This is a genomic window from Exiguobacterium sp. s78, from assembly GCF_018618985.1.
In the GTDB taxonomy this organism is placed as follows: Bacteria; Bacillota; Bacilli; order Exiguobacteriales; family Exiguobacteriaceae; genus Exiguobacterium_A; species Exiguobacterium_A abrahamii.
In genome coordinates, this window is record NZ_JACSNB010000003.1 from 238,856 (window position 1) to 264,440 (window position 25,585).

The window sequence follows — 25,585 nt, forward strand, 5'->3', positions numbered from 1 at the left end:
CATTTCCTTCTTAGTTAAGTGGTTCGAGTGCGTCTGTGATCCGTTCACCTGTCGTTTCAGCCTTGACGTCGCCTTTTTCGACGAGTGCGAACCATTCGTTTGCGTCTTGTGCGACTTGTGCTGCTTTGTCCTTGCCGAGACGATTCTCAAGCGTCGGTTTCATCGCAACGACGAACATGTTCGCTTCCATTGCTTCTGCACGTGCTGTATCGACGTCTTTCTTCTCGATCGCTTCTTGTGCCTCGTCATGATACCCGTCGACTTTCTCCGTCAATGCTTTTGCGAACAATCCTTCGATTTCTTTGTAAGAGACGTCAGCTGGTTTGGTTTTTGAGAAATCATAGCGCTCTTTCAGCGTTTTGACAGCTTCCTCGTCTCCACCTGCTAACGATTCTTCGATCGCAAGGAGGAAACCGTATCCTTCTGCTTGCTCCATTTGTAATTCTTTTTCGTCCGTACCGGCTTTGACACCATCCTCGATTTTTTGTGCGTAGCCGAGTGCAGCTAAATAGAAGGAACGATAAATCGATTTATCCGTCACTTGTTTCGCAACATTGAAGTCACCGAGTTCTTTCGCGTCGATGGCTTCTTGCTGAGCTGCAAGACCTGATGTGATCGCTTGAGCGATTGCGTCTTCGTTTTTGAAGCCGTAGCTCGCGTCCCGTTTTTCAGCTGTCGGAATGAAGACGGTCTTCGCCATCGCTTCAACATCCTTGAGTGCTTCCGTTGCAGCTTCCGGTTTACCAGCTACGAGTGCTTCTTCAGCTTTTGCTTGCGTTGCTTTTTGTAATTTATAGAAATACGATTGTAGACCTTTATCAACGAGTTGACGAGCGATGTTCTCATCGAGATCCTTCGCTTCAACACCTGCTAAAGCAGACTGGATGACTTGTTCGATTTCTGGTGCTGTCGTCTCGACACCACCTTTTAGTTTCGATTCATAACTTGTCTTGACCATCTTCCAATCAATCGCTTGTCCTTCTTTTGCTTTGTCGAGTTCTGTTTTGATTGAGCTGAAGATCGTCAATTCATCTGTCAGTGTCGTTGCAGCGATTCCCGCATCTGCTGATTTTGTTTCGGTCGACTGTTCCGTTTTCTCTTTTTTCGGTGCAGTCGTATCCGTTTCATTCGAACCGCAGGCAGCCAAGATACCGGCTACCATGAAGATTGAAGCTACTTTTAAACGTTTTTTCATAATCGTGATTCCCCCAGAAGAATTAATAAGACGTTTTCCGTCATGTAGTCGTTTTCACAAATCTAACTATAGCGAGAATAATTCTCATTGTCAATTGAACTTTAAAGAAAAAAACGGCTTCGGAGCAGGGCTCCAAAGCCGTTTTAAAATGAGAAATTAGAACTGTTCGTACAGTTTTGTCAAATACGTGTAGACTTCGTCTGATGCTTGGAACATCATGACAGAATGTCCGAAGATCGCAGCCGGATTGAAGCCGTGATCAAGATCGATCGTTGATGCGATCGTGACATCACGGTCGCTGTCGAGAACGACGCGGAAGTATTTGAATTCTTGGTTGAAGTCATTGATGGCGTTCAGAATCGGGAGATCCTCGACACCGTCTGGTACGTGTGTCACCGTACGAGCGAACAATTCGACATCTGTCGTCGTCTTACTGAAGACGATCATCATCATCGGTTCTGCTCCTGCAGGTGTTTTTTCTTGTGTCATGAAGAAGACGTGTGTCTCATTCTCACGTGCTTCCATTGGAATCCCTTTTTCAACGAGGAAAGCTTGAAAAGCTTCCAAGTGTTGTTGCTGTTGCGGCGCGATTCCTTGCTCGTTTGTTTCGGGTTGACGATCTTGGTGAATCGGTGTCACTTTATTGTTCTCGTTTGATTCGTTCGAGTTACGTTCCTGGTCCATTGCAAAATCCCCCTTTATATACTATAAATTCAGTTTCAAGCATTTCAGAAGGAATTGCAACTAATGTCCGTTAAGATAGGAAGAAAATACAAAAGAGTAGAGATATGTCATGTTTGTGAATCTGAGAGCAACTGACTTGAAAATACATACCTGACAGGGTATATTAAGTGGCAGATAGAAAATCGAGGAGGAATCATCAGATGAAAACGATCATCGTAGGCGGCGTCGCTGGTGGCGCTACGGCTGCAGCACGACTGCGTCGGATTGACGAAACGGCAGAAATCATTTTGCTTGAACGAGGAAAAGAGATTTCGTTCGCGAACTGTGGACTACCTTACTATATCGGAGATGTCATCAAAGATCGCAATAAATTACTCGTCCAAACGCCAGAAGGCATGCATGCACGGTTTAATTTAGATGTCCGCAATTTGTCGGAAGCGATTCGGATCAACCGTGAAGCGAAGACAGTCACGATCCGCAACGTCGAAACGGGTGAAGAATACGATGAATCGTACGATCATCTGATTCTTTCTCCAGGTGCAAAACCGATCCGTCCGAACATTCCAGGACTCGATGACGCAACGAACGTCTTTACGTTACGGAACATCCCAGATACGGACCGGATGCGGGAATACGTTGATACAAATCGTCCTGATAAAGCACTTGTCATCGGCGGTGGATTCATCGGTCTTGAAATGGCAGAAAATCTCGCAGAACGTGGGGCGCACGTCACCCTCGTTGAGATGGCGGATCAAGTCATGGCTCCGTTCGACCCGGAAATGGCAGCGATCGTTCATGAACATCTTCGTGCGAAAGGTGTCGAGTTGATTCTAGAAGATGGCGTTGCTCGTTTTGAAGAGGCAGGTCGCCGTGTCGTCCTGACAAGCGGACGCGTGATCGAAACAGAGATGAATATCCTATCGATTGGTGTTGCACCGGAGAGCACGCTCGCAGCAGATGCTGGTTTAACACTTGGCATCAAACAGACGATTCAAGTCGACGACCAACTGCGGACATCCGATCCATCAATCTTTACGATCGGTGACGCGATTGAAGTCAAAGATTATATCACGAAGGAAGCGACACATGTTCCGCTCGCATGGCCGGCAAACCGTCAAGGACGCCTCGTTGCTGACATCATCGCAGGACGCGATGTTCGATACAGCGGCACGCTCGGAACAGCGGTAGCAAAAGTCTTCGACTTGACAGTCGCTTCGACCGGCAACAACGAAAAACGGTTACGTCAGCTCGGTCTACGTTACGAAGCCGTGCATCTCCACCCGGGATCGCATGCGGGGTACTACCCAGGGGCGAGTCCAATTTCGATGAAGTTACTATTTGATCCGATCGAAGGAACGATCTACGGAGCGCAGGCAATCGGTATGACAGGTGTCGAGAAACGAATCGATGTTCTCGCGACAGCGATTAAAGGTGGATTGACAGTGCTTGATCTACCAGATCTTGAACTATCATATGCACCGCCATATAGTTCAGCGAAGGATCCGGTCAACATGGCAGGATATATTGCGTCGAACATCGTACTTGGTGACAGTGCGAACGTTCATTGGCACGAAATCGATGCGATCGTCGCCAATGGCGGCTTATTACTCGATGTCCGTGAACCATCGGAAAACGAGTTAGGCGCGATTCCGGGATCAGTCAATATCTCGTTACCGACGTTACGTGAGAAGTTGGATGATCTGCCGAAGGATCAAACGATCTATGTGACATGCCAAGTCGGATTACGTGGATATGTTGCAAGTCAACTGTTGCAACAACACGGTTATGATGTGAAAAACTTAAGCGGTGGCTACAAAACATGGTCGGTCGTGCATCGTGATCAAGAAGCGCGAAGCCAAGCGAAGGAGGAGACTGCTGTGACGGTAACGAAACGTGAGCCAAAAACGAAGGCTGCACCAGAACAAGTGGCACTGCTCGATACGTGCGGTTTACAGTGCCCAGGTCCAATCTTAGAGCTGAAAACAAAAATCGATCAGATGACGGACGGCGAGCAAATTTTCGTCAAGGCGTCAGATCCAGGATTCTTACCAGACGTTCAAGCATGGGCGAAAAAACTAGGTCACACGGTCCATTCAGCGGAAATGAATCAAGGGGTCGTCGAGGTCTTGCTTGAAAAAGGGCAAGGGGAGACACCAGCTGCAGCGCCGGTTCAAGTCAATCCGGCAGATGATGCGACGATGGTCGTCTTCAGTGGTGATCTTGATAAAGCACTTGCTTCTTTCGTCATTGCGCAAGGTGCACAAGCGATGGGAAAACAAGTGACGATGTTCTTTACGTTCTGGGGCTTGAACATCATTCGAAAACCAGACGCACCGGCAGTTGAGAAAGCAGGAATCGAACGGATGATGGGCATGATGATGCCGAAACATGCCGGGGAGCTGCCGCTCTCGAACATGAACATGGCAGGCGCCGGTCAAAAAATGATGAAAAAAGTCATGAAGGACAAACAAGTCGATGCACTCGAGACGATGATGGCAAAAGCACAAGCTGCTGGTGTCCGAATGATCGCCTGCACGATGTCGATGGATATCATGGGCATCAAGAAAGAGGAATTACTGGATGATATCGATTATGGTGGCGTCGCCAGTTACCTTGGTGCAACGGATGATGCCAATCTGAATCTGTTCATCTAATCTAAAAACCTGTTTAAATGAACGTGTCAAACCTGACATCTGATGTGAGGTTTGACACGTTTTTTGTCGTCTGAGGTATAGATGAGTTTGATTTTTCAAAAAAAATTGCGTATGATAATTCACATGTGAAAAAAGTTTACATCTAAAAAGAGAAACTATGTGGTGGAAGTGGAGGGAATCGGATGGAGAAGCAGGTAATGGATGTAGTCAGTAGAATCAGTGATATGTTATGGACAAACGTACTGATCATCTTACTCATCGGATTAGGCATTTATTTTACATTCCGGATGCGGTTCGTTCAATTCCGGATGATACCGGAGATGTTACGCTTACTGTTCCAAGGAACGGATAAAGGGAAAGACGGCGTGTCGCCATTCCAAGCATTTGCGATCAGTACGGCAGCACGTGTCGGTACTGGTAATATCGCGGGTGTCGCGACAGCGATCGCACTCGGTGGACCAGGAGCGGTCTTCTGGATGTGGTTGATCGCCTTGATCGGTTCGGCATCGGCATTCGTCGAGAGTACACTCGCGCAGATCTACAAGGTACGGGACGATAAGGCATGGCGTGGGGGCCCTGCCTATTACATGGAAAAAGCACTCGGTCAACGTTGGTTAGGGATTTTATTTAGTATCTTGATTACGATCTCATTCGGGTTTGTCTTCAATTCCGTTCAATCGAATACGATCTCGCTTTCACTTCAAAATCAATACGGCTTTGATAAGACATGGATTACGGTCGGACTAGTCGTGCTGACGGCACTTGTCATCTTTGGTGGCGTCCGTAGTATCGCAACCGTCGCGTCGTTCCTCGTACCGATCATGGCCGGTGGTTATATTCTGATCGCACTCTACATCATGGCTACGAATCTTGAAGTACTGCCAAGTATTTTTAAATTGATCTTCCAAGAAGGTCTATTCGAATTCAAGACACTCGCAGGTGGTGCAGTAGGTGCAGCACTCTTGAACGGGATTCGTCGTGGTTTGTTCTCGAACGAAGCCGGTATGGGTTCAGCGCCGAACGCGGCGGCAACAGCGGAAGTCTCTCACCCGGTCAAACAAGGGTTGATTCAATCGTTTGCGGTCTTCGTTGATACGTTGATGGTCTGTTCGGCGACAGCGATGATCGTTCTCGTCAGTGGAGTGGCAACAAAAGATGCTAGTGGTCAACCGGTAGCTGGGATCGACTTAGCACAAGGGGCGCTCGCATCACAAGTGGGATCACTCGCGACAGGATTCATGGTCGTCGCGATTTTCCTCTTTGCCTTTAGTTCCGTCGTCGGAAACTACTACTACGGTGAATCGAACATCAACTTCATCCGTGAAAATAAACAAGTCTTGATGGCATATCGTATGCTCGTTCTCGTCATGATCGTCTTCGGTTCACTCGTTGAATCGGCGAACCTCGTGTGGGCGTTAGCAGATATCTTTATGGGACTGATGGCGATCGTTAACTTGTATGCGATCTTCCGTCTCTCGAAAATCGCGAAACTAGCGCTCGAAGATTATGTCGGGCAACGAAAAGCTGGAAAAGAGCCACGATTCTATACGGACTCGATTCCGAACTTGCCAGGGAAAGATACGCTTGAAGCATGGCAAGAATCAGAAAAAGACGAAAAAGCAATTTAAGGAAAAGGGAGTCAGAGAAATCTGGCTCTTTTTTTGTATAGAACGAATTTAAAAAGGGAATACAGAGTACAGAAGGGAGGGGGAGAATGGAAAACGTACATTTCGTCCGCGTCACGGATGCGGTCTGGGAGTCGTTCGGAAACGATCCCCACATCATCATGGATTGGATTTTATTCATTCATGAGACACAACCCGATCATGAACAATTGTTCGCCCTCGAACAGACGAACGCCATCTATCATTTGATGAATCAAATCGATATCTATATTGATCAAGACACACATTACAACCTGGGACGAGCGATCGTTGGCGAAGAGTTGATCGTCAATGAGGAGAAAGCGGCGATTGTCGGTATTCTGCCCTTGCCACTCCTCATCATCTCGGCTGAGGTGATGCGGAATTTTGATCAACGGGCACTCGCTTCGATTCATGATGAAGCCGGAACACCGGGCGAATTCGAGGATATCTGGGAACAGTTCGCCGATTTACGTGCCTATTTTCAAAAGGCAGAAGAAGCGGAAGATACGATTTTAATTTATTATGTCTGAACAGCTTAAATCATAAAAAAAAGAGACCCGCTTCCAAGTCGTAGACTGGAAACGGGTCTCTCGTCGTTCAGATGAATCAAGACGTCTTCATATGGAAGACGTTCTCTTTTACGTGAATCGTCAGATTAAAAATCGATTTCGTCCGGATCCGGTCCGAGGCGGACATCCGTTGCCAGACGATCAATTTTCTCAAGATCATCGGCATCGAGTTGGAAATCAAAGACGTCGAAGTTTTCCGCAATGCGTTCTGGTGTAACGGATTTTGGAAGAGCGACGATGCCGTTGTCGAGATGCCAACGTAAGACGACTTGTGAAGGTGTCTTGCCGTGTTTCTCTGCGATTTCCTTGAAATCGTTGATTTCGAGGAATTTCCCTTGCATGAGTGGGCTCCATGCTTCGACTTGAATGTTGTGATCTTGCAAGTATTCGTGCAGTTCGTGTTGCGGTAATTGTGGATGCAACTCGACTTGGTTGATCATTGGTGCCATCAAGCCCTCTTCTGCCAATGTATCGAGGTGATGTTCTTTGAAGTTCGAGACACCGATCGCTTTGATCTTGCCTGCTTCATACAGTTCAACCATTGCTTTCCACGCTTCGATATAGCCTTCGACCGGCCAGTGGATAAGATAGAGGTCAAGATAATCTGTTTCGAGACGTTCGAGCGATTCTGCGAATGCTTCCTTCGTCCGACCGGCACGAATATCATCGTTCCAGACTTTTGACGTTAAGAAGAGATCCTCACGTTTCACGCCGCTTTCCTTGATTCCTTTTGCGACACCGCGCTCGTTTTTGTAGACAGCAGCCGTATCGATATGACGATAGCCGACACGTAATGCTTCAGCGACAGCAGCAGGTGCTTCTGTCTCTTCATCTACTTGCCAGACACCGAATCCGATTTGGGGAATCGTAATACCGTTTGAAAGTTTTGCGTATTGCATGTGTTACTCCTCCTCATAAAACGTAGTTTAGATTTGCTCGTTTAGTTTAGCATGAACGAACGAAGACGTCCGTTTCCATGCTCATGGAGGAATGAAATAAGGTAAAATAGAAAAGAATCGTGAGATTTAATCGTGTGTTAAAAGAGGGGGAGAAAAGATGGCTCAAAAGAATAAAAAGCTATCCAAATGTACTTGGCTTAGCATTGGCGCCTTGTTAGTAACGCAGGCAGTGGGTCTGTTTCTTAGTGCGCGAAAGTCAGGACGTAATCCATGGGTGTGGGGAGGCGCTGGACTCGTTCAGTTCCCGCTTCCGGCAATCGCTTACTTAATCTTAGAACGACAAGCGAAGCAGAATAAATAATAAAACAGGTCCAATCGTCGACGCGATTGGACCTGTTTTATGGTTACGAAGAAATTTTTTCTTGCTTCGTCGCTGTCTTCTTCATGCGTGGTAAGCCGAAGAAGATGGCAATTGATCCACAGACGAAGAGGAGGAACGGATAGAACAGATACGGAATCAGTTCCGGTGAAGCCGTTTTCGTCAATTCTGCTGCGATCAATAGTTGTGCTCCATACGGAATGATGCCTTGAATACCACAAGAGAAGATATCAAGGATACTCGCCGATTTTTTTCGATCGACTTCATACGTATCGGCGATTTCAGCTGCCAGTGGTCCAGCGACGAGAATCGAGATCGTATTGTTTGCAGTCGCGAGATTCGTTGCACTAACGAGTGCCGCCATACTGAATTCGGCACCACGACGCTGTGAAATCTTGCGTGTCAGCGTCTCTTTTAAGAAGGCGATTCCACCGTTGAACGTAATCAAGCTGACGAGACCACCCATGAGGAGCGTCAAAATGGAGATCTCCGCCATGCCCATCATTCCTTCAGACATCGAGAGGACGAAGCCACTCAAGCCGAAACTACCATCAATCATACCGATGATGCCGGTGAGTAACGTACCACCAATTAAGACAAGAATGACATTGACGCCAAATAGTGCAAGGACGATGACAGCGAGATATGGAATCAACTTGTAGAATTCAAATGCTTTTGCTTCGACGACGTCACCAGAACCAGAAACGAATGCGAGTAGGATGACCGTCAAAATAGCAGCCGGTAGGACGATCATGAAGTTCGTCCGGAATTTATCGCGCATGTTCGTTTTTTGGGTCCGGACGGCGGCAATCGTCGTATCCGAGATGAACGACAAGTTATCGCCGAACATCGATCCACCAACGACAGCAGCCGCTGCGATCGCAACGTTGATGCCTGTCGCTTCATGAATACCGAAGGCGATTGGCGCGAGTGCAGCAATCGTTCCAGTCGATGTCCCCATTGCCATTGAGATGAAGGCAGCGATGATGAACAGACCACTCATGAGGAGCGACGGAGGTAGGAACGTCAAAGCAGCATTAACGGTCGCATCGATGGCGCCGATTGCTTCTGCTGTTCCAGAAAACGTACCGGCTAGTAAGAAGATGAAGACCATGATCATGATATCAGGATTTCCGGCACCCGTTGCGATTCGTTCGACCGTTTGATTGATGGATCCTTTCGTCGTGATTGCAGCAAAAATCAAAGCGATCAGTGCGGCGATAAGGATCGGAAATTTGTAAAAGTCGTCATAGAAGATCCCGGCTCCGATGAAGAGAACTAGGAATACGACGAGGGGAAGCAGTGCCCATTTGTTAGGCGTGATCGTTTCATTCATTGTTGACACCTCGTTTCTCAAAGATACAAAAAAAGACCCCTTCGCAAGAAAGAAGGAGGTCTTTATGAAATAAAGACGCTCTTCTTATCTCTCAAGCTTTCGCTTGCTGGATTTGGCACAGTACGAATCAAATCGTCCGCTGCCGAAACATCATTGGGCCAGTCCCTCCGTTTCTCGCGATAAAAAGAAGTCATTCAATTGTTGTAAAACACGTTTCTTACCGTACCGCATTGAGTAACGCGTGTCAACTGTACTTTACTGAAGTGCCTTTTTCAATGTTTGGACGTTTTCTTCCATCAACTTGAAATAAGAGCTGTTTTGTTGCGCTTTCGTGACCGACTCTAGATTATGAATCGTCACGGATTCAGCTCCGATTTCTTTTTGGATGACACGTGCGACCTTTGGTGAGACCGTCTCTTCGAACGCGACGTATTTCAAATCATGCATCCGTGCTTCTTTCACTAAAGCGGCCAGTTGCTTTTGTGACGGTTCATCGGAAGGAGAAATTCCCGCAATCGGCAGTTGTGTGAAACCATATCGTTCTGCGAGGTAACCGTAAGCGGCATGCGTAACGAGAAGTTCTTTTTTCGATCCATCAGCGACAGCTTGTTTAAATTGTTCGTCCAATTCATCAGCTTGCTGATCGAACGCTTTTAAGTTTTTCTCGAATGTTGCTTTGTCTTTTGGTACTTCTTTTGATAAAGCAGTTGTAATCGAGCGTGCCATTGCTTTTGCGTTGACAGGATCGAGCCAGACGTGTGGATCGTATTTTCCATGGTCATGACCCTCTTCTTCATGCGCATGTTCATCCGTTGCATGATCATCGTGCCCTTCTTCTTCGTGGGCATGTTCGTCTTCACTATGCTCCTCTTCTTCATGTGCATGAAGTGTAGCATCCGATTCTAGCAAGTTGACGTCCTTACTCGTCTCGACGAAGCGGACATCCGTGCCTTTTAGACTCTCCTGGATTTTTTTCGAATACGGCTCGAGCGTCGTACCGGTTAAGAGGAACAAGTCGCCCTTAGCAATCTCGGTGAGTTGTTTTGACGTCGGCTCGTAAGAGTGGGGGTCTGCTCCAGGTGGGACGATCATCTTGACGTTGACTTGATCCCCTCCGATTTCGCGGGCAATAGCAGCCGTCGCGAACGTTGATGCATAGACTTCTGTCTGGGTTTTATCTGAAGTCGATGAATCGGTATTCGAACCGCAAGCAGCGAGAACACTTGCACTTGCGAAAGCGACTGTTAAAGCGGGAATGATTTTTTTCATTATATGATACCTCCATTATTAAAACGTAACTATTCCGATTTGGACTTTCTCACTATAGCGGAACGCTGGTGAAGCGTCAAGTACGAATACCGAGACGTTCGACTTCTTTTAAAACGGGGTAGAAGGATAATAAAGTGAAGAAACTGGCACGTCTTTTGGAGGTGATCAAGTGAAACGTGAAACTGCATGGCTAATGGGGGGAGCTGCGTTATTGACGACGGCAGCAGCGGGAGCGAGTATCTGGAACAATTATGGTGCATTGCTTCGATGGACCGAACCCGCCTTGCCACTCACAGAAAAACAACTTGCACCGCGGACGCTCACCTACAAACAGGTGGGAGACTGCATCTTACAGCTCGATCTCTATTATCCACCGGGAGAAGGACCGTTTCCAGTTGCCATCTATGCACACGGTGGTGCATTCGTTCGTGGAGAGCGCGATGACATGTTCTGCTTTAGTCCAATCGTCGACCGTCTGCTTGAACTCGGAGTTGCCGTCTGTAGTATTGAGTATCGTTTGTTCGAAGAGGGCAGTTATTTTCCGGATAACCTCGAAGATGTACGGGATGCGTTATGTTTTTTGAATAAGGAAGCAGAGGATCTTCGCATTCTAAGAGGACGGATGATGGTATGGGGAGACTCAGCAGGAGCCGCACTCATGCTGACGACGGCACTTGCCCCATCTGCTTTCGTCGGTGAGCGCGATGAGCGGCACATGCCATTGATCAGTGGTGTGATCGCTTTATATCCACCGACGAACTTTTTGTTGTTTAATTTCATTCAGACTTGGATTGCCCACATTAAGTTCTACAAGGGGGGACGAGAAGAATGGCGCAAGCTGATGACGCACGTCTCACCCGTCACGCACCTAACATCGGATGCCCCGCCCATCATGCTCTTGCACGGTAAAAAAGATCCGATCGTCCCGTTTTCTCAAGCTTTGCATTTCGTTGAGAAGGGAGCCGATGTCGGAGCCGATGTTCGTTTGTTTTCCTTTCCGAATGGCACCCACTCACTTGCCAGTTTCGCTCAGACGGAAAATCCGTTAAAGATTGAGCGATTGCTTGAACGAATTGAACGTTTCACCTGTCAGGTGCTACTGTTGCCACCGCGACAACTTCCGAATGGAAAACATGATACAATCAGTCATATTTCTTAAATGAGGGAGACAGAGACATGACTGAAATTTGTTTAGTGCGGCATGGTCAGACGGATTGGAACTTAAACGAACGGATTCAAGGAAGAGAAGATATCCCGTTGAATGCAACAGGAAGAAGACAAGCGGAACTTAGCGCCGCTTATCTATCGAATGAAAAGTGGGATGTCTTGTTAGCAAGTCCCTTGTCGCGTGCCGTTGAGACAGCAGAAATCATCGGTCGTGCTGTTGGTTTAACGATTACAGCGACAGACGAGCGACTTGTCGAACGCGAATTCGGAGCCGCTTCCGGTGAACCAGTCGCAGCGATTTACGAGGCCGTTCAAGCGAACGATACGACGCTTGTGCCGGGTCTTGAAACGGAACAAGCCATCCAGGATCGCGTGTTCGAGGCGCTACAGGAAGTGACACGCATGTATGAAGGGAAACGAATTCTAATCGTCTGTCACTCGCATACGATCAAGGCAGCATTATCATCGATTGACGCGACATTTAGTTACCGGACACCTTTGAAAAACGCGTGTGCGAATTATATCCATCATACGGATCGCTATACGATTGATCGAATCAACGTAGCGGACCACATCACGGACGAGGTCGAAAAACCTTAAGAGACGGGCGTGTTCGGATGCTCTGTCAAATATTGTTTGAACGTTTCTTTAGCGATACTTGTGATATGGGCACCACGTTTTGAACGACGATCCTTATACTCCTGAACGAGTTCTTCGCCAGCGAATCCATCTTCGACGACTTCGCGTAAGATCGATTCAGATAAATCATTTTTCATCATGACCATCTTACCTGTGAAGACATACGAGACGTTTTCGCTTAAGACAGTCCGTTCAAGAGGCGTGACGATCATCGCGGCAGGGTCATTATCAGGTCGTGAGATCGTGATTTCAATCAAAGCACGTAAATGTTTTGTGAACAATTCATCGACGATCGGCTGATCCGTCGGAGGAACGACGATTTCTGCAACCCACTGTGCCGTCTGTTCGGTACTGACCGTCAATCCGTCCTGAATGGCGACGGGAATCGTCGTATCACGTCCTGACTCATCCATTAAAATGCGTAATGTGCATAACTTAAAGGTTTTCATGAAAAAATGCCCTCCTTTGATCGCTTACGATTTTCCTACAGTATACCGTGAGGAATGTAAGACGGGAAACTTTTCCTGACGAAATTCGTATGAACTATGTTTAAATAAGACTAGATACTACTAAACAGGAGGATCGTTCATTATGCCGCAAGTACTCATTGGAATATTAGGAATCCTGGGTATCGTTCTACTTGCCCACCATATCATCATGTATTGGCATGCTGAACCGACAGACCGCCCGACGCTTGCATATCGCATTGCGCTCCTGATTGCCTGTTTGCTACTCATTAGTGGAAGTGATCATTTAATCAGTATTTTCTACGCGGATTCCTTAGCTGAATTCGGTCAACGCATCACGTATATCGTCTTCATCGGAGGTGCACTTGGCTTCGCATGGTACTTTCGTAAGAAGATGGAACAAGCGCCAACAGAAATGACACCTGTCGGAAACGAAGCAGGATTAACATGAGAAAAAGCGCCGTTCATCCCGATGGAGGAAGAACGGCGCTTTTTTGTGTCTTATTTTAACCCACTTGCCAGTCGAGTGTCCCGAATCATGTCGAGTTTGAGCTTCCAGAGACGATCGCTGAATGTGACAGCATAAATCTCTGGCAACCGCAGCCGTTTGTACTCTTCCCACAGACGACCGATCTGTGTTTCGTGGAAGTGGCGACTTTCTTCAATCGTTGGGACCGTATAGACCAGTTCTCCATCTTTGAAGATTGGTTCAAGTAACCGCTCGACCTTGAACTGTTCGATGCGATTTCGGAACGATGGGTCTCGGACGTCGATGAGATCGACAGCTTCAAGTGTCGACGGATCTTCGTCCATCAACGTCACGTAATCGCCTTTGAACTTATCCGTCACCGGATCAATGATGCGATAGACTTCTTTGATGTGAGGTGTCGTCGTCTTGGCTTTTGACGAGGATACTTTGATGACGGGTGCGAGCTCGCCATCTACTTCACGCGCGACCAGTTTATAAACCATCCCAAGAGCCGGTTGTTCGTAAGCTGTAATACCACGTGTTCCGACGAGGAATGTATTGGCTTGGGCACCTTGGATGCGTAAGTCCTGAATGACGTACTCATCGAGGTCCCCTGACAAGACGATGTCGACTTCCGGGAAGCCAGCTTCGTCAAGCATGTTACGGGCACGTTTTGACAAGTAAGATAAGTCGCCAGAATCGATCCGGATGCCACGCAGTTTATGCCCTTTGGCTTGGAGCTCCTTTGCAACCGTGATTGCATTCGGAAGACCACTCTTGAGCGTATCGTACGTATCGACGAGTAATGTCGCCTGATCCGGATAATGAGAAGCGAATGTCCGGAATGCCGTCAATTCGTCATCGTGGAATTGAATGTCAGCATGTTCCATCGTTCCACCACACGGAATGCCGAAGTCGCGTCCTGCTGAAGCAAGGCTTGTGACGTCAAAACCAGCCAGGTACGAAGCACGCGTTCCGAAGTAAGCGGCATCGATGCCTTGCGCGCGACGGGCACCAGCTTCGAGGAACTTCGCACGGGGAGCCGATTGACGAATACGTGCGTACTTCGTCGCGATGAGCGATTCGTGGTTCGCGATGTTCAGAATCGCGGTCTGTAAGAGCTTCGCTTCAAAGATGCGTGCCTCGATCCGAATCAGTGGTTCGTTCGGGAAGACGATTTCGCCTTCTTTGACACTTGAGATCGAGCCATTGAACTTGAACTGACGCAGTTCATCCTTGAACTCATCCGGGAAGCCAATCATCTCTTGCAAGTACGTGATATCTTCTTCCGTGAAACGGAGTGTTTGAATATACTCGATGATATTTTCGAGACCTGCAAAGACGACATAGCCTCCTGCGAACGGATTCGAACGGTAGTAAACATCAAAGACGGCACGTTCATTATGACGTCCTTCTTTCCAATAGATATACATCCACCGTGGTAAGTACAGATCGGTATGGAGTGCAAGATTACGTTGTAACATGACGGACAGATCCCTTCTTATTCGCCGACGACTTCTGCGCCGATCGATTGTTTAAAATGTGTAAGCGCCCACTCGTGACCAGTCGCGTTAAAGCTTGCGACCGCATCGGCATGGACGACGATACGATACCCGAGATTGTAGGCATCGACAGCTGTATGAAGGACACAAATATCCGTACAGACACCGACGAGGTGGACTTCGCGGATACCGCGTTCACGCAAGCGTAAATCAAGGTCCGTCCCGGCGAACGCACTGTAACGCGTCTTGTCGATAACGTGATCGGCGACCCGTGCCATGGCTGCGACTTTCCCGAATAGATCACGTCCATGTGTTCCGCGGATATTATGTGGCGGGAAGAGGACGGTTTCCGGGTGGAATGTATCGCCTTCTTCGTGAATATCGTTAGCGATGACTACGTAATCTTCCGTTGAAAACTCCTCCATCAACGTAGCGATCCGTTCTTCAATCGCTTGTCCTGGTTTTCCGCAAGTCAGCTTTCCTTCGTCAGCAACGAAATCGATCGTGTAATCAATGACAATCAGAGCGCGCATATGCGTAAGCCCCTTTCCGATTTTGAATTAGTGTTCTCTTTCACATTGTACTCTATCTCACACAGAAGGCAAAAGGAAGAAATCGGATACAAACAGGTATAGAGAAGTAAAAGAATGGGGTATAAGGTATAGGACGAAAATGATAGTAGAGGAGGAGAAAGGGATGGCTAGGTTGAATGAGTATGAAGTGGAAGAGCGTCTTGAGCGGTTGCAGGATTGGAGTGTCGTGGATGATGAAATCGTCCGGACTTATACACTTGCATCGTTTCCTGCGGCACTGGATTTCGTACAAGAAGTCGGAAGTATCGCTGAAAACTTGAATCATCATCCAAGGATCGTGATCGACTATAAAAACGTCACACTTGCAGCGACGACTCATGATGAAAACGGATTGACGGAAAAAGACTTTCAACTTGCGGAGGCCTGTGATGCCATCTAAACTTTCGATTACATTCGGTAGCGGTTCGTTCGTTGAACAAATTCGTTCCCGTGATGCTCATATTCGTGTCGCTAGCGGAAGCGGCGATGCCATCCTCTGGATGGAGACGGACTCGAAATCACCTTTTCAAAGTGGCAATACCTATACGTTGCTCGAATCACGTGGCAATTTTTCGGACGAAGGCAGTCTCTTCTACTGGTCGATTCCGGCAGATCAAAATAGCGGGGATCTATTCGTACATCAAGTGATGTCGAATCCGAAAGTCATCGGAGCAGAATATGGTGGCTTCCAGGCATTTCGGATTGGACGTGTCGAGAAGGGAACGGATCTTGCCTTATTGATTCAGTTCCAAGAGACAGGGGACGGAGCTCGTTATGCAAAATCAGTTGAACGTCTTACGGTAGACCAGTATGCTGAAGAGGCAGGGAAGTCGTTCGCGCCTTCTCCCGTCATGAAACGGTATCAAATCGTACCACCAACAAATGAGTGAGATGCAGGGGGACTAACAGATGAAGAAGAACTATTTTGTCGTAGCAACACTTGGTGGCGCACTTGTCGGCGCTACTTTATCACTACTGCATAAAGATACGCGCCAAGCGCAGTTTGCAGCAGTGAAACGGACATTCAGCGGCGCAGGAACACAATTGTCTGCTGTCAAACAAGATCCAAAAGGGCGCTTTGAAGAACTAAAAGCACTCTATACGGACAATCAGGAAACAATCCATAACCTGATTGACGACGTGAAGGACTTAGCAGAAGTACTTCGCAAATAAGCAAAAAAAGGACTCACGCGTGTAGCGGAGTCCTTTGAGACTGAAGACAAAGTGTAATTTTTCTCTAACGAGAAGGATTACGCTTTTTTTGTTCGTCTCGCATCGTTTTCCTGGGACAAGCATCGCGCCGCTTCGCTGCAGGGTCGCTCTTGCTTGTTTTTCCCTAGGAAGCGATGTCGAGGGAACAAAATACTTCTCTACTACTTCTTCCGAGTATCAAAAGAATGACGCGTCATACGCCACTCCTACAGGAAAAAACGCGATTTTGCGCTGTCAGAGACAAACAAGACCCGTTTTCCTGCTCGAATGGAGCGGGAAAACTGGCTTGTGTCTCGCCTGAGGAAAGGGCGTGAAAAGATGCGTCATTTTTTGAGTCAGCCCTTTTATCTACAATCTGCAAGAACTCGAGTGTGTAGCGGAGTCCTTTTTGCATGCTGGTTTACAAGTAACGGAAGAATAATCCGAGTACGGCAAACGCGATGATGATATAGAAGAAGATCCGACCAAGTTGACCAGAACCGCTTACGAAGACAGGTCCACCGCTCGAACGACGACCGGTTTGGAACGGACGTGTGAATGGGACGGCACGATTACCAAAGACGAATCCAAAGAGGAATCCGAGGACGAAACCGTACAAGTGACCAAAGACAGCAACGTTCGATCCGAGCAAGGTAAAGACTGCCGTGACCGCAGTAAAGATATACACAAGACGTGTATCGTCTGCTAGGATGACCGTCCGCTTGAATCGACTCAAGTAGACATAAAAACCAAGCAAACCAAGAATGGCACCCGATGCTCCAGCTTGACCATAAAACGGTTCGTTGATTTTCGTGAAGTACGTCAAGATGTTCGCGAGCGTACCAACGAGCAAGTAAAAGGCTGCAAATCGACCATGACCAATCATCCGCTCAAGCGGTGGAGCGAAGATGACGAGAGCAAACGTATTGAACGCAATGTGCCAAAAATCGTAATGCAAGAACGTTGCTGTGACGACACGCCACCATTCACCTTGTTCGATTAAGAGATTGATGGATGCCCCTGCATTTAGAGGAGAGAATGTCAGATTAAGGAGTGGGCCCAACTGTTCGATGACAAACAGGGCAACTTGGATTAAAATGAACAACGAAACGACCGGATAAGAACGTGTGAACGTTTGTAGGTTTTCCGTTCGACTAAACATGACAACACCTCGCTTCATCTTCATTCTATATGAAGATGGCGAAGAATAGAACTGTGGAGGCGTCTCAGATGATTTATGGAATTGGAATCGATTTGGTCGAACTGAATCGAATCGAGCAAACGCTCGAGCGACAGCCACGTTTTGCTGGGAGAATCTTAACCCAGGCAGAGCAGGAACGATTTCAATCGCTCTCGGGACATCGTCGCATCGAGTATCTCGCTGGACGTTTCGCCGCAAAGGAAGCGTTCGTCAAAGCATTCGGAACTGGCGTCGGAAAAGAAGTCTCTTGGCAAGACGTTGAAGTCTTAAACGATGAGACGGGGCGACCGATCATGAGTGGACCATTCGATGGCGTCATCCACGTCTCGATCACACATTCTGAGCATTATGCATCTGCGCAAGTCTTATTAGAGAAGAGGGAATGGGATGTACCGACCAACTTGGATTGAAATCGATCGGGAAGCGATCGCACATAATATACGCGAAATCAAAACACGGATGGGCGAGCAACAGGTGATGGCAGTCGTCAAAGCGGACGGCTATGGTCACGGGGCAGTGACAGTCGCTGAAATCGCTCTTGAGAACGGAGCCGACTTACTCGCTGTCGCACTCCTTGAAGAAGCGATTGAGTTACGAGAAGCGGGCATCCAAGCACCGATTCTGATGCTTGAAGCCTTACTACCAGAACATGCACCAGTCGCTTCGAATTATGATGTCGCCGTTCCTGTCTTTTCAGCCGATTGGCTTCAGGAAGCGAAACGTCATTTGACGGAAATCGATCATCTCCGCTTGCATATCAAGATCGATACGGGAATGGGACGACTCGGACTACAACATGTCGATGAGTTGAAGCGAATTCTTGCTGAGTGCGATGATGATCTCGTCGAACTCGAAGGCATCTATACGCATTTCGCGACTGCTGACGAGCTGAACAGTCAGTTATTCGAGCGCCAGCTCAAGACGTTTTTATCGTATGTCGCACTAGTACCGGATATCCGTTACGTCCACTGTGCCAATTCGGCGGCAGCGATTCGCTTAGCAGGTCAAGCGCCGTTTAACGTCGTACGAGTCGGTATCGCGTTATACGGGGTGATGCCGTCGGATGAGATGGCAGGACATTACGAGTTCTTAAAACCAGCGTTTTCACTGAAAAGTCGTTTGATGCAGGTCAAACAAGTCGAGCCGGGTCAAACGATCAGTTACGGAGCGACTTATACAGCGCCGACGGATGAATGGATCGGTACCGTTCCGATTGGTTACGCGGATGGCTGGTCACGCAAGTTCCAAGGCTATTCGTTGATCGTAGACGGTCTGCCGTGCGAAATCGTCGGTCGTGTCTGCATGGATCGGCTCATGATTCGTTTACCGCGGGAATATCCGATTGGGACGGAAGTCATCTTGATTGGAGAAGGGGCACCAATCGAGGAAGCAGCCCATTGGCTCGGGACGATCAACTATGAAGTTCTGTGTCAATTCTCGAAGCGTGTTCCGCGTCAATGATTCGTACAAGACATCAATAAGATGGCAAAAATATGTTATTTGTTTGAATTTTGATTGTATTTTCTGAATTCGACTGATATATTGAAGTAGAAAGTGAGTCGTTCGTTAAGGTTTCAGTGAATCTGGAGGTGCCATTATCTTGGTCCAACAACGGGAAATGCAGTTTGTTGAGCGAAATGTAGCGAAGGAGACGATTGGGATGAAGTCGAACCATACGACCGAAGAACGCAAGCGTCAGCTACGTGAGGAATTGAAGCGTGGTTACGAAGAAATGGCAGCAATCAATTTATCGATCGTTGGCGAAATGTTCCAGATTGAAACGGAGGCGGAGTTCTCACTCCTACGTCAAGTAAGCGGGGTGTAAGCTTTGATAGTCAAACGTGGCGACGTGTTTTATGCAAATTTGTCACCTGTGGTCGGATCGGAACAAGGGGGAGTTCGTCCCGTGCTTGTTCTACAAAATGATATTGGTAACCGATTCAGCCCGACAGTCATCGTGGCTGCGATCACGGCACAGATCGACAAAGCCAAACTACCGACCCATGTGGAAGTATATCGAGAGCGACACGGATTAGAACGTGATTCGGTCATCTTACTTGAGCAAATCCGGACAATTGATAAACGCCGTCTAACGGATAAAGTCACACATCTAGATCCAGACACGATGATGAAGGTAAATAGTGCCGTCGCAATCAGCTTAGGCTTGGTTGATTTTTAGGCACTTACATAGAAGCGCAACACAAGAAGAGTCGATACTAGCGTATGCGACTTTTTTTGACCTCTTTTTTTATAAAATAGGTTTTAAAGTTTTCACTTCGGGGAAACATACCCAAGTGACCTTTTTATAAAGGGATGAGGTAGGATGAATAGCAAGACCACATAGACAGATTTTCCTTGAGGAGGAACTTGAAGATGGATTTAACAATTAAAACAGAGCAGCTTGACGGTCAGACGCATCTTTATATCGCAGGTGAGATTGATACGTATACAGCACCAAAGCTTCGCCAAGAACTAGTCCCGGCAGTTGAAACAAACGATGTCGTCGTCCATTTGGACGAAGTACACTACATGGATTCGACAGGCCTCGGCGTGTTCGTCGGAGCGCTCAAAGCAGCGAAAAAGAACGGTACATCGTTCACGCTAGTCGGCGTTTCTGAACGCATCCGTCGTCTATTCGAAATCACAGGTCTTTCAAGCATCATTACAATCGATAGTGGTGTAAGAGGTGGAACGCAATGAAGAACGAACAACTAAACATGACATTACCGGCAAAACCGGAATATGTAGCCATTGCTCGTTTGACGGTTTCAGGCGTCGCGAACCGGATGGGATATACGTATGATGACATCGAAGATATCAAGATCGCTGTCTCGGAAGCATGCGCGAACGCTGTTCAACATGCGTACGAAGGAAAAGAAGATGGTAGCATCGCCTTGACATGTAACGTCTATCCAGATGATCGTCTCGAGATTGTCGTCAAGGATAACGGCATTACGTTCGATAAAGATGAGGTCAAACGCCAAAGTGAACCGATTACGGATGCACACGATCTCGATTCCTTGCATGAAGGAGGACTCGGCATCTTGATGATCGAAGCATTGATGGATCAAGTAACGATCGAGAAAGCGAACGGCGTCACTGTCCATATGACAAAATATATGAATAGAGATGAGGTGGGTCAAAGTGCCAGCAAAGTCTCAACAACGCCATCACAGTGATGATGAAGTACTTCGACTGATTGATTTGTATCAGCAGGACGACCAAGATGAGGAAGTGCATGCGGCATTACTCGAGCGTTATTCAGACTTGGTAGAAGCTTTGGCCCGGAAGTTCTCGCGTGGTCGACCGATTCATGACGATCTCGTTCAGGTCGGTATGATTGGGTTGCTCGCAGCGCTTCGCCGCTTCGATAAAGAATTCGGTCGCAGTTTTGAGTCGTTTGCTGTTCCGACGATCATCGGTGAAATCAAACGTTTCATCCGCGATAAGACATGGAGCGTCCACGTTCCACGTCGCATTAAGGAACTCGGACCGAAAATCAAGAAAGCAGTGGAAGAATTGACGACGGAGTTGCAACGCTCTCCGCGCATTGATGAAATTGCTGCGCGTCTTGAAGTATCGGAAGAGGAAGTCCTCGAAACACTTGAGATGGGTAAAAGCTATCAAGCATTATCCGTCGATAGTTCGATTGAGGCAGATCAGGAAGGTAGTACCGTTACGTTACTCGACCTCGTCGGGAATCAAGAAAACGGCTACGACTCCGTCGATCAGCGTCTGATTCTTGAAAAGGCATTTGCTGTCTTAACGGACCGCGAACGTTCGATTCTCGAATGTGCCTACTACCGCAATATGAGTCAAAAAGAAACGGGCGAATTACTCGGCATTTCACAAATGCACGTTTCCCGTCTCCAACGACGTGCTTTGCAGAAGTTACGTGAAGCGATCAAAGTCGAACCAAATGAAGTATTCTCAAAAGACTGACCTTGTGTCAGTCTTTTTTCTTTTCCATGCGTTCTTCGGTATAATGAATGAGAGGTGAAGCAGATGGAAAAGAGAATCGCAAGTGAATTGAATGTACGTCCTGCGCAAGTGAAGGCAGTCTTACAATTGACGGAAGAAGGCGGTACGATTCCGTTCATCGCCCGCTACCGAAAAGAACAGACAGGTGAACTCGATGAGGTCGCGATCAAAGCGATTCTTGATCGACATAAACAATTAACACAACTTGAAAGTAGACGGAGTGACGTCCTTGAAAAAATCGAGGAGCAAGGTGCATTGACGCCGGAACTCCGTCGAACGCTCGAGGAAGCGACGACGTTACAACAAGTCGAAGATATCTATTTACCGTTTCGACCAAAACGTCGGACAAAGGCGGAAATTGCACGGGAAGCAGGGCTTGCACCACTTGCTGACTGGTTCCGCGACAAGTCTGCTTATGATGAAGCGACATTCCATCGCTTGAGCAATGGGCTGGATCCGGAAGAAGCTCTTACCGGGGCACAATCGATCATTGCCGAGGAGTGGGGCGAACAAGCGACGGTGCGTGAGTTCATTCGTAAGCAAATGCGCCGTTCAGCAGAAATCGTTACGAAACAGAAAAAGGATGCAGTCGATGAAAAAGGTGTATTTGCACAGTATTATGCCTACAGTGAACGGATTCAACAGATCGTTCCGCACCGGATTCTTGCGATTAACCGTGCGGAAGCATTGAAAATCGTCTCTGTGAAAGTCGTGTTAGAGGAACAGCAGGTTTTACCAACATTGCTTCGTTCATACGCACAACTGGCGCCAAAGAAACGCGATATCGTCGAAGCGGCGATCACGACGGGCTATAAAAAATCCGTCTTCCCTGCCATCGAACGAGAAATTCGCAATGAACTGACGGAAAAGGCAGAGCTCCAAGCAATCGACGTCTTTGGTAAGAACCTCCGCCAACTCTACATGCAGCCACCGATGAAAGGGAAAGTCATGTTGGGACTGGATCCGGCTTACCGGACAGGATGTAAGTGGGCAGTCATCGATCCGACAGGTGAAATGAAGGAAGTCGGCGTCATCTACGTGACGATGTCAGAACAAAAAGCAAAAGAAGCACGCCAAACTCTTTCGCAGCTCGTCGATACATACGGGATCGAATTGATTGCAATCGGCAATGGTACAGCTTCGCGGGAAACAGAAGCATTCGTTGCGGACTGGATGCAGGGGCAAAAAGATATCGCCTTTACGATCGTCGACGAGGCAGGGGCAAGTATTTATTCTGCTTCAGAGATTGCCCGGACGGAGTTTCCGGAGCTTCAAGTCGAACAACGATCCGCGATTTCGATTGCGCGTCGCCTGCAAGATCCACTGGCTGAACTCGTCAAAGTCGACCCGCAGTCTGTCGGAGTCGGTCAATATCAACATGATGTCTCGCAAACGAAACTGAAGGAGACACTTGATTTCGTCGTCGAGACGGTCGTCAACCAAGTCGGAGTTGATGTTAATACAGCGTCAGAACCGCTTTTGAGTTATGTCGCAGGAATCACGAAAGCGACGGCGAAAAAAATCGTCGAACGTCGCTCGGAACTTGGAACGTTCAAGACGCGTCAGGAATTATTGAAAGTTCCTCGTCTTGGTGCAAAGGCATATGAACAGGCTGCAGGATTCCTGCGAATTCTAGAAGGTACGCATCCGCTCGACCGGACGCCGATTCATCCAGAGCAGTACAAAACAGTCGAGAAGTTGTTCAAGACATTAGGCTTAACACTTGATCAAGTTGGAACGGATACGGTGCGGGAACAATTGTCTACATTGTCATTACCGGAGATGGCACAGACGCTCGAGATCGGAGAACCGACATTACGTGATATCATCGAAGCGTTACAACGTCCGGGTCGTGATCCACGGGAAGCGCTCGATAAACCGTTGCTTCGCCAAGATGTTCTATCGATGGATATGATCCAAGTCGGGATGGAGTTCCAAGGGACGGTCCGGAATGTTCTTGATTTTGGTGCGTTCGTTGATATCGGAGTGAAAGAGAATGGCTTGATTCATATCTCGAAGCTTAGTCGTAAGCGTGTCAAACATCCACTTGATGTCGTCGCTGTCGGGGATATCGTGACGGTATGGGTGACGAATGTTGAACCAGAGCGGGGACGCATTGGTTTGACACTGGTTCCGCCGAAATGACGAATGAACAATTACAACGATACGTCGAGCAACTTTCGCTCGACGTATTTTCCTTACCGTTTCGACATGAAGCTTATTTTAATCCACGACTGAAGACGACAGGTGGTCGCTACTTCTTAGGCGATCACCATTTAGACTTCAATAAACGATATATCGATGACATGAAAGTCTTCCGCGGAATCGTGATTCATGAACTATGTCACTATCATTTACATCTAGCAGGAATGGGACACCGTCATCAAGATCAAGACTTCAAGGAATGGTTAGAGCGCTATGGTGGGCTTCGATACAGTCCCAGAAGACAAGAAGACGAAAAAAAATCCTATCTTTATGAATGTGAGAAATGCAGCACATTATATAGAAGGAAAAGACGCATGAATACGGAAAGATATCGATGTGGTCGGTGTCGTGGAAAGATTTTTTACAAAAGTAGTTGACGTTCATTTCGGAGCATGATAAATTATAGAAGTCGTCAAAACGACAGCAACTAAACAACTTATCGTCGCTAAAAACTTTTTTAAAAAAGCATTGACGGAAAGAAAAAAAGTTGCTACTATATAAAAGTGTTCCGAACAGAACGTAACGTTCCGCAATAGCTCAGCGGTAGAGCAACCGGCTGTTAACCGGTAGGTCGTAGGTTCAAATCCTACTTGCGGAGCCATTCTTTTGGAGATGTACCCAAGTGGCTATAAGGGGCGCCCCTGCTAAGGGTGTAGGCCGGGAAACTGGTGCGAGGGTTCGAATCCCTCCATCTCCGCCAGACCTCTTATGTGAAAATGTTTCTTGAGAATAATTATTAATTACGATATGGCCCGTTGGTCAAGCGGTTAAGACACCGCCCTTTCACGGCGGTAACACGGGTTCGAATCCCGTACGGGTCACCATATGGAGGATTAGCTCAGCTGGGAGAGCACCTGCCTTACAAGCAGGGGGTCGGCGGTTCGATCCCGTCATCCTCCACCATTTCTTTTTAAAGAGTTGTTTACAACTTCAAATTGCGGTCCTGTGGTGTAGCGGTTAACATGCCTGCCTGTCACGCAGGAGATCGCGGGTTCGAATCCCGTCAGGACCGCCATTTTTGGGCTGTAGCCAAGTGGTAAGGCACTGGATTTTGATTCCAGCACGCGAAGGTTCGATCCCTTCCAGCCCAGTTTTTATGTGTCATTAGCTCAGTTGGTAGAGCATCTGACTTTTAATCAGAGGGTCGCAGGTTCGAATCCTGCATGACACACCATTTTTAATTTCATATTTGCGGTCGTGGCGGAATCGGTAGACGCGCTAGGTTGAGGGCCTAGTGGTGGCAACATCGTGGAGGTTCAAGTCCTCTCGACCGCACCATATCGCACCCTTAGCTCAGCTGGATAGAGTACTTGACTACGAATCAAGGGGTCGGGAGTTCGAATCTCTCAGGGTGCACCATATTTTGTTTGCTTTGACGGGCCTATAGCTCAGCTGGTTAGAGCGCACGCCTGATAAGCGTGAGGTCGGTGGTTCGAGTCCACTTAGGCCCACCATTTTCAAAACAAACAATGACGAACTTTGAAAACTGAACGATGAGGCAAAAATCGTATTCTACGGAATACAAAAACGAATGAAGCGCAAGCTTCGTCAATCGTGACT

The 25,585-nt window shown here is 47.7% G+C and carries 28 protein-coding genes, 10 tRNA genes and 1 riboswitch; of the genes, 29 read left to right on the forward strand and 9 right to left on the reverse strand.

Annotation, left to right across the window (positions count from 1 at the left end; translation table 11 throughout):
- Positions 1-10: 10 nt before the first annotated feature.
- Entirely contained in the window at positions 11-1,195 is a 1,185-nt protein-coding gene (locus KNQ18_RS14275) for a hypothetical protein (protein ID WP_214806191.1), read from the reverse strand.
- A gap of 156 nt (positions 1,196-1,351) precedes the next feature.
- The gene (locus KNQ18_RS14280; protein WP_023469644.1) at positions 1,352-1,879 is read right to left on the reverse strand and encodes a type III secretion system chaperone family protein; all 528 of its coding nucleotides are present in this window, start codon (positions 1,877-1,879) and stop codon (positions 1,352-1,354) included.
- A 200-nt stretch (positions 1,880-2,079) separates the two neighbouring features.
- Here KNQ18_RS14280 and KNQ18_RS14285 point away from each other — a divergent pair, with 200 nt between their 5' ends.
- From KNQ18_RS14285 to KNQ18_RS14295, 3 genes are all read left to right on the forward strand, one after another.
- Positions 2,080-4,533, forward strand: coding sequence for a CoA-disulfide reductase (locus KNQ18_RS14285; RefSeq protein ID WP_215085231.1), 2,454 nt, complete (start codon positions 2,080-2,082; stop codon positions 4,531-4,533).
- A gap of 182 nt (positions 4,534-4,715) precedes the next feature.
- Entirely contained in the window at positions 4,716-6,161 is a 1,446-nt protein-coding gene (locus KNQ18_RS14290) for an alanine/glycine:cation symporter family protein (RefSeq protein ID WP_149427981.1), read from the forward strand.
- An 86-nt stretch (positions 6,162-6,247) separates the two neighbouring features.
- Complete coding sequence (locus tag KNQ18_RS14295) at positions 6,248-6,709, forward strand: hypothetical protein (RefSeq protein WP_029342856.1); 462 nt, start codon at positions 6,248-6,250, stop codon at positions 6,707-6,709.
- Between the two features lie 125 nt (positions 6,710-6,834).
- Here the strand turns inward: KNQ18_RS14295 and KNQ18_RS14300 are convergent, their stop codons facing one another.
- Positions 6,835-7,647, reverse strand: a complete 813-nt coding sequence (locus KNQ18_RS14300) for an aldo/keto reductase (RefSeq protein WP_050678472.1) — start codon at positions 7,645-7,647, stop codon at positions 6,835-6,837.
- Between the two features lie 157 nt (positions 7,648-7,804).
- Here KNQ18_RS14300 and KNQ18_RS14305 point away from each other — a divergent pair, with 157 nt between their 5' ends.
- Positions 7,805-8,008, forward strand: a complete 204-nt coding sequence (locus tag KNQ18_RS14305; RefSeq protein WP_149427980.1) for a hypothetical protein — start codon at positions 7,805-7,807, stop codon at positions 8,006-8,008.
- 43 nt (positions 8,009-8,051) lie between these two features.
- On the opposite strand, the gene KNQ18_RS14310 is transcribed toward KNQ18_RS14305, so the two are convergent.
- Together KNQ18_RS14310 and KNQ18_RS14315 are read right to left on the reverse strand one after the other, a co-directional pair.
- Complete coding sequence (locus tag KNQ18_RS14310; RefSeq protein ID WP_075642934.1) at positions 8,052-9,362, reverse strand: Na+/H+ antiporter NhaC family protein; 1,311 nt, start codon at positions 9,360-9,362, stop codon at positions 8,052-8,054.
- A gap of 81 nt (positions 9,363-9,443) precedes the next feature.
- Positions 9,444-9,548, reverse strand: a riboswitch (SAM riboswitch).
- A gap of 69 nt (positions 9,549-9,617) precedes the next feature.
- A complete protein-coding gene (locus KNQ18_RS14315) occupies positions 9,618-10,631 on the reverse strand; it encodes a metal ABC transporter solute-binding protein, Zn/Mn family (protein WP_149427979.1) in 1,014 nt (337 codons plus the stop codon).
- A gap of 169 nt (positions 10,632-10,800) precedes the next feature.
- Here KNQ18_RS14315 and KNQ18_RS14320 point away from each other — a divergent pair, with 169 nt between their 5' ends.
- The gene (locus KNQ18_RS14320; protein WP_149427978.1) at positions 10,801-11,790 is read left to right on the forward strand and encodes an alpha/beta hydrolase; all 990 of its coding nucleotides are present in this window, start codon (positions 10,801-10,803) and stop codon (positions 11,788-11,790) included.
- A gap of 17 nt (positions 11,791-11,807) precedes the next feature.
- Entirely contained in the window at positions 11,808-12,398 is a 591-nt protein-coding gene (locus KNQ18_RS14325) for a histidine phosphatase family protein (RefSeq protein ID WP_058705196.1), read from the forward strand.
- On the opposite strand, the gene KNQ18_RS14330 is transcribed toward KNQ18_RS14325, so the two are convergent.
- Positions 12,395-12,886, reverse strand: a complete 492-nt coding sequence (locus tag KNQ18_RS14330) for a YwpF family protein (RefSeq protein WP_023469634.1) — start codon at positions 12,884-12,886, stop codon at positions 12,395-12,397. The two genes, KNQ18_RS14325 and KNQ18_RS14330, sit on opposite strands and share 4 nt — an antisense overlap.
- 142 nt (positions 12,887-13,028) lie before the next feature.
- On the opposite strand from KNQ18_RS14330, the gene KNQ18_RS14335 reads away from it, so the two are divergent.
- Positions 13,029-13,355 carry a hypothetical protein gene (locus KNQ18_RS14335; protein ID WP_029342848.1) on the forward strand — a complete coding sequence of 109 codons (327 nt, stop codon included), beginning with the start codon at positions 13,029-13,031 and terminating at the stop codon, positions 13,353-13,355.
- Positions 13,356-13,405: 50 nt separating this feature from the next.
- Here the strand turns inward: KNQ18_RS14335 and KNQ18_RS14340 are convergent, their stop codons facing one another.
- Together KNQ18_RS14340 and KNQ18_RS14345 are read right to left on the reverse strand one after the other, a co-directional pair.
- Positions 13,406-14,857, reverse strand: coding sequence for a nicotinate phosphoribosyltransferase (locus KNQ18_RS14340; protein ID WP_029342847.1), 1,452 nt, complete (start codon positions 14,855-14,857; stop codon positions 13,406-13,408).
- A gap of 17 nt (positions 14,858-14,874) precedes the next feature.
- Complete coding sequence (locus tag KNQ18_RS14345; RefSeq protein ID WP_050678478.1) at positions 14,875-15,408, reverse strand: cysteine hydrolase family protein; 534 nt, start codon at positions 15,406-15,408, stop codon at positions 14,875-14,877.
- Positions 15,409-15,571: 163 nt separating this feature from the next.
- On the opposite strand from KNQ18_RS14345, the gene KNQ18_RS14350 reads away from it, so the two are divergent.
- Genes KNQ18_RS14350 through KNQ18_RS14360 form a run of 3 tightly spaced genes read left to right on the forward strand, consistent with a single transcriptional unit; the run spans position 15,572 to position 16,620 of the window.
- A complete protein-coding gene (locus KNQ18_RS14350; protein WP_023469630.1) occupies positions 15,572-15,847 on the forward strand; it encodes a 4a-hydroxytetrahydrobiopterin dehydratase in 276 nt (91 codons plus the stop codon).
- The gene (locus KNQ18_RS14355; protein WP_023469629.1) at positions 15,837-16,337 is read left to right on the forward strand and encodes a hypothetical protein; all 501 of its coding nucleotides are present in this window, start codon (positions 15,837-15,839) and stop codon (positions 16,335-16,337) included. Before KNQ18_RS14350 ends, KNQ18_RS14355 begins: the two co-directional genes overlap by 11 nt.
- 19 nt (positions 16,338-16,356) lie before the next feature.
- Positions 16,357-16,620, forward strand: a complete 264-nt coding sequence (locus KNQ18_RS14360; RefSeq protein ID WP_023469628.1) for a hypothetical protein — start codon at positions 16,357-16,359, stop codon at positions 16,618-16,620.
- 439 nt (positions 16,621-17,059) lie between these two features.
- Here the strand turns inward: KNQ18_RS14360 and KNQ18_RS14365 are convergent, their stop codons facing one another.
- Positions 17,060-17,800, reverse strand: coding sequence for a rhomboid family intramembrane serine protease (locus KNQ18_RS14365; protein WP_064300646.1), 741 nt, complete (start codon positions 17,798-17,800; stop codon positions 17,060-17,062).
- Between the two features lie 68 nt (positions 17,801-17,868).
- Between KNQ18_RS14365 and acpS the strand changes: the two genes are divergently transcribed.
- The 19 genes from acpS to KNQ18_RS14460 all read left to right on the forward strand — a co-directional run bounded on the left by acpS (position 17,869) and on the right by KNQ18_RS14460 (position 25,479).
- Positions 17,869-18,249, forward strand: coding sequence for a holo-ACP synthase (acpS, locus tag KNQ18_RS14370; protein ID WP_050679019.1), 381 nt, complete (start codon positions 17,869-17,871; stop codon positions 18,247-18,249).
- Entirely contained in the window at positions 18,227-19,300 is a 1,074-nt protein-coding gene (alr, locus tag KNQ18_RS14375; RefSeq protein ID WP_214725070.1) for an alanine racemase, read from the forward strand. Before acpS ends, alr begins: the two co-directional genes overlap by 23 nt.
- A 139-nt stretch (positions 19,301-19,439) precedes the next feature.
- Positions 19,440-19,664: a hypothetical protein gene (locus KNQ18_RS14380; RefSeq protein ID WP_023469624.1), complete on the forward strand. Its 225-nt coding sequence runs from the start codon at positions 19,440-19,442 to the stop codon at positions 19,662-19,664.
- Positions 19,665-19,667: 3 nt separating this feature from the next.
- Positions 19,668-20,018 carry a type II toxin-antitoxin system PemK/MazF family toxin gene (locus KNQ18_RS14385; protein WP_023469623.1) on the forward strand — a complete coding sequence of 117 codons (351 nt, stop codon included), beginning with the start codon at positions 19,668-19,670 and terminating at the stop codon, positions 20,016-20,018.
- Between the two features lie 194 nt (positions 20,019-20,212).
- Entirely contained in the window at positions 20,213-20,539 is a 327-nt protein-coding gene (locus KNQ18_RS14390; RefSeq protein WP_023469622.1) for an STAS domain-containing protein, read from the forward strand.
- Positions 20,536-21,018, forward strand: coding sequence for an anti-sigma B factor RsbW (gene rsbW, locus KNQ18_RS14395; RefSeq protein WP_023469621.1), 483 nt, complete (start codon positions 20,536-20,538; stop codon positions 21,016-21,018). Before KNQ18_RS14390 ends, rsbW begins: the two co-directional genes overlap by 4 nt.
- Positions 20,984-21,781 (forward strand): RNA polymerase sigma factor SigB, encoded by a 798-nt coding sequence (sigB, locus tag KNQ18_RS14400; RefSeq protein ID WP_023469620.1) that lies wholly within the window; start codon positions 20,984-20,986, stop codon positions 21,779-21,781. Before rsbW ends, sigB begins: the two co-directional genes overlap by 35 nt.
- A gap of 63 nt (positions 21,782-21,844) precedes the next feature.
- The gene (locus KNQ18_RS14405; RefSeq protein ID WP_214772228.1) at positions 21,845-23,965 is read left to right on the forward strand and encodes a Tex family protein; all 2,121 of its coding nucleotides are present in this window, start codon (positions 21,845-21,847) and stop codon (positions 23,963-23,965) included.
- The gene (locus tag KNQ18_RS14410) at positions 23,962-24,402 is read left to right on the forward strand and encodes a SprT family protein (protein WP_195865960.1); all 441 of its coding nucleotides are present in this window, start codon (positions 23,962-23,964) and stop codon (positions 24,400-24,402) included. Before KNQ18_RS14405 ends, KNQ18_RS14410 begins: the two co-directional genes overlap by 4 nt.
- A gap of 149 nt (positions 24,403-24,551) precedes the next feature.
- A tRNA-Asn gene (locus KNQ18_RS14415) sits at positions 24,552-24,626 on the forward strand.
- A gap of 7 nt (positions 24,627-24,633) precedes the next feature.
- Positions 24,634-24,725: transfer RNA gene (locus KNQ18_RS14420), tRNA-Ser, on the forward strand.
- Positions 24,726-24,774: 49 nt separating this feature from the next.
- Positions 24,775-24,849, forward strand: a tRNA-Glu gene (locus tag KNQ18_RS14425).
- Between the two features lie 3 nt (positions 24,850-24,852).
- Positions 24,853-24,928, forward strand: a tRNA-Val gene (locus KNQ18_RS14430).
- 36 nt (positions 24,929-24,964) lie between these two features.
- A tRNA-Asp gene (locus KNQ18_RS14435) sits at positions 24,965-25,040 on the forward strand.
- A 4-nt stretch (positions 25,041-25,044) separates the two neighbouring features.
- Positions 25,045-25,116, forward strand: a tRNA-Gln gene (locus KNQ18_RS14440).
- 7 nt (positions 25,117-25,123) lie between these two features.
- A tRNA-Lys gene (locus KNQ18_RS14445) sits at positions 25,124-25,199 on the forward strand.
- A 17-nt stretch (positions 25,200-25,216) separates the two neighbouring features.
- A tRNA-Leu gene (locus KNQ18_RS14450) sits at positions 25,217-25,303 on the forward strand.
- A gap of 4 nt (positions 25,304-25,307) precedes the next feature.
- Positions 25,308-25,384, forward strand: a tRNA-Arg gene (locus KNQ18_RS14455).
- Between the two features lie 18 nt (positions 25,385-25,402).
- Positions 25,403-25,479 (forward strand) — tRNA-Ile (locus KNQ18_RS14460).
- Positions 25,480-25,585 lie beyond the last annotated feature (106 nt).

Bases quoted from the DNA above. Each gene is read 5' to 3' on its own strand.
- KNQ18_RS14275 (WP_214806191.1), bottom strand. From the start codon at position 1,195: ATGAAAAAACGTTTAAAAGTAGCTTCAATCTTCATGGTAGCCGGTATC.
- KNQ18_RS14280 (WP_023469644.1), bottom strand. From the start codon at position 1,879: ATGGACCAGGAACGTAACTCGAACGAATCAAACGAGAACAATAAAGTG.
- KNQ18_RS14285 (WP_215085231.1), top strand. From the start codon at position 2,080: ATGAAAACGATCATCGTAGGCGGCGTCGCTGGTGGCGCTACGGCTGCA.
- KNQ18_RS14290 (WP_149427981.1), top strand. From the start codon at position 4,716: ATGGAGAAGCAGGTAATGGATGTAGTCAGTAGAATCAGTGATATGTTA.
- KNQ18_RS14295 (WP_029342856.1), top strand. From the start codon at position 6,248: ATGGAAAACGTACATTTCGTCCGCGTCACGGATGCGGTCTGGGAGTCG.
- KNQ18_RS14300 (WP_050678472.1), bottom strand. From the start codon at position 7,647: ATGCAATACGCAAAACTTTCAAACGGTATTACGATTCCCCAAATCGGA.
- KNQ18_RS14305 (WP_149427980.1), top strand. From the start codon at position 7,805: ATGGCTCAAAAGAATAAAAAGCTATCCAAATGTACTTGGCTTAGCATT.
- KNQ18_RS14310 (WP_075642934.1), bottom strand. From the start codon at position 9,362: ATGAATGAAACGATCACGCCTAACAAATGGGCACTGCTTCCCCTCGTC.
- KNQ18_RS14315 (WP_149427979.1), bottom strand. From the start codon at position 10,631: ATGAAAAAAATCATTCCCGCTTTAACAGTCGCTTTCGCAAGTGCAAGT.
- KNQ18_RS14325 (WP_058705196.1), top strand. From the start codon at position 11,808: ATGACTGAAATTTGTTTAGTGCGGCATGGTCAGACGGATTGGAACTTA.
- KNQ18_RS14330 (WP_023469634.1), bottom strand. From the start codon at position 12,886: ATGAAAACCTTTAAGTTATGCACATTACGCATTTTAATGGATGAGTCA.
- KNQ18_RS14335 (WP_029342848.1), top strand. From the start codon at position 13,029: ATGCCGCAAGTACTCATTGGAATATTAGGAATCCTGGGTATCGTTCTA.
- KNQ18_RS14340 (WP_029342847.1), bottom strand. From the start codon at position 14,857: ATGTTACAACGTAATCTTGCACTCCATACCGATCTGTACTTACCACGG.
- KNQ18_RS14345 (WP_050678478.1), bottom strand. From the start codon at position 15,408: ATGCGCGCTCTGATTGTCATTGATTACACGATCGATTTCGTTGCTGAC.
- KNQ18_RS14350 (WP_023469630.1), top strand. From the start codon at position 15,572: ATGGCTAGGTTGAATGAGTATGAAGTGGAAGAGCGTCTTGAGCGGTTG.
- KNQ18_RS14355 (WP_023469629.1), top strand. From the start codon at position 15,837: ATGCCATCTAAACTTTCGATTACATTCGGTAGCGGTTCGTTCGTTGAA.
- KNQ18_RS14360 (WP_023469628.1), top strand. From the start codon at position 16,357: ATGAAGAAGAACTATTTTGTCGTAGCAACACTTGGTGGCGCACTTGTC.
- KNQ18_RS14365 (WP_064300646.1), bottom strand. From the start codon at position 17,800: ATGTTTAGTCGAACGGAAAACCTACAAACGTTCACACGTTCTTATCCG.
- acpS (WP_050679019.1), top strand. From the start codon at position 17,869: ATGATTTATGGAATTGGAATCGATTTGGTCGAACTGAATCGAATCGAG.
- alr (WP_214725070.1), top strand. From the start codon at position 18,227: ATGTACCGACCAACTTGGATTGAAATCGATCGGGAAGCGATCGCACAT.
- KNQ18_RS14390 (WP_023469622.1), top strand. From the start codon at position 20,213: ATGGATTTAACAATTAAAACAGAGCAGCTTGACGGTCAGACGCATCTT.
- rsbW (WP_023469621.1), top strand. From the start codon at position 20,536: ATGAAGAACGAACAACTAAACATGACATTACCGGCAAAACCGGAATAT.
- KNQ18_RS14405 (WP_214772228.1), top strand. From the start codon at position 21,845: ATGGAAAAGAGAATCGCAAGTGAATTGAATGTACGTCCTGCGCAAGTG.
- KNQ18_RS14410 (WP_195865960.1), top strand. From the start codon at position 23,962: ATGACGAATGAACAATTACAACGATACGTCGAGCAACTTTCGCTCGAC.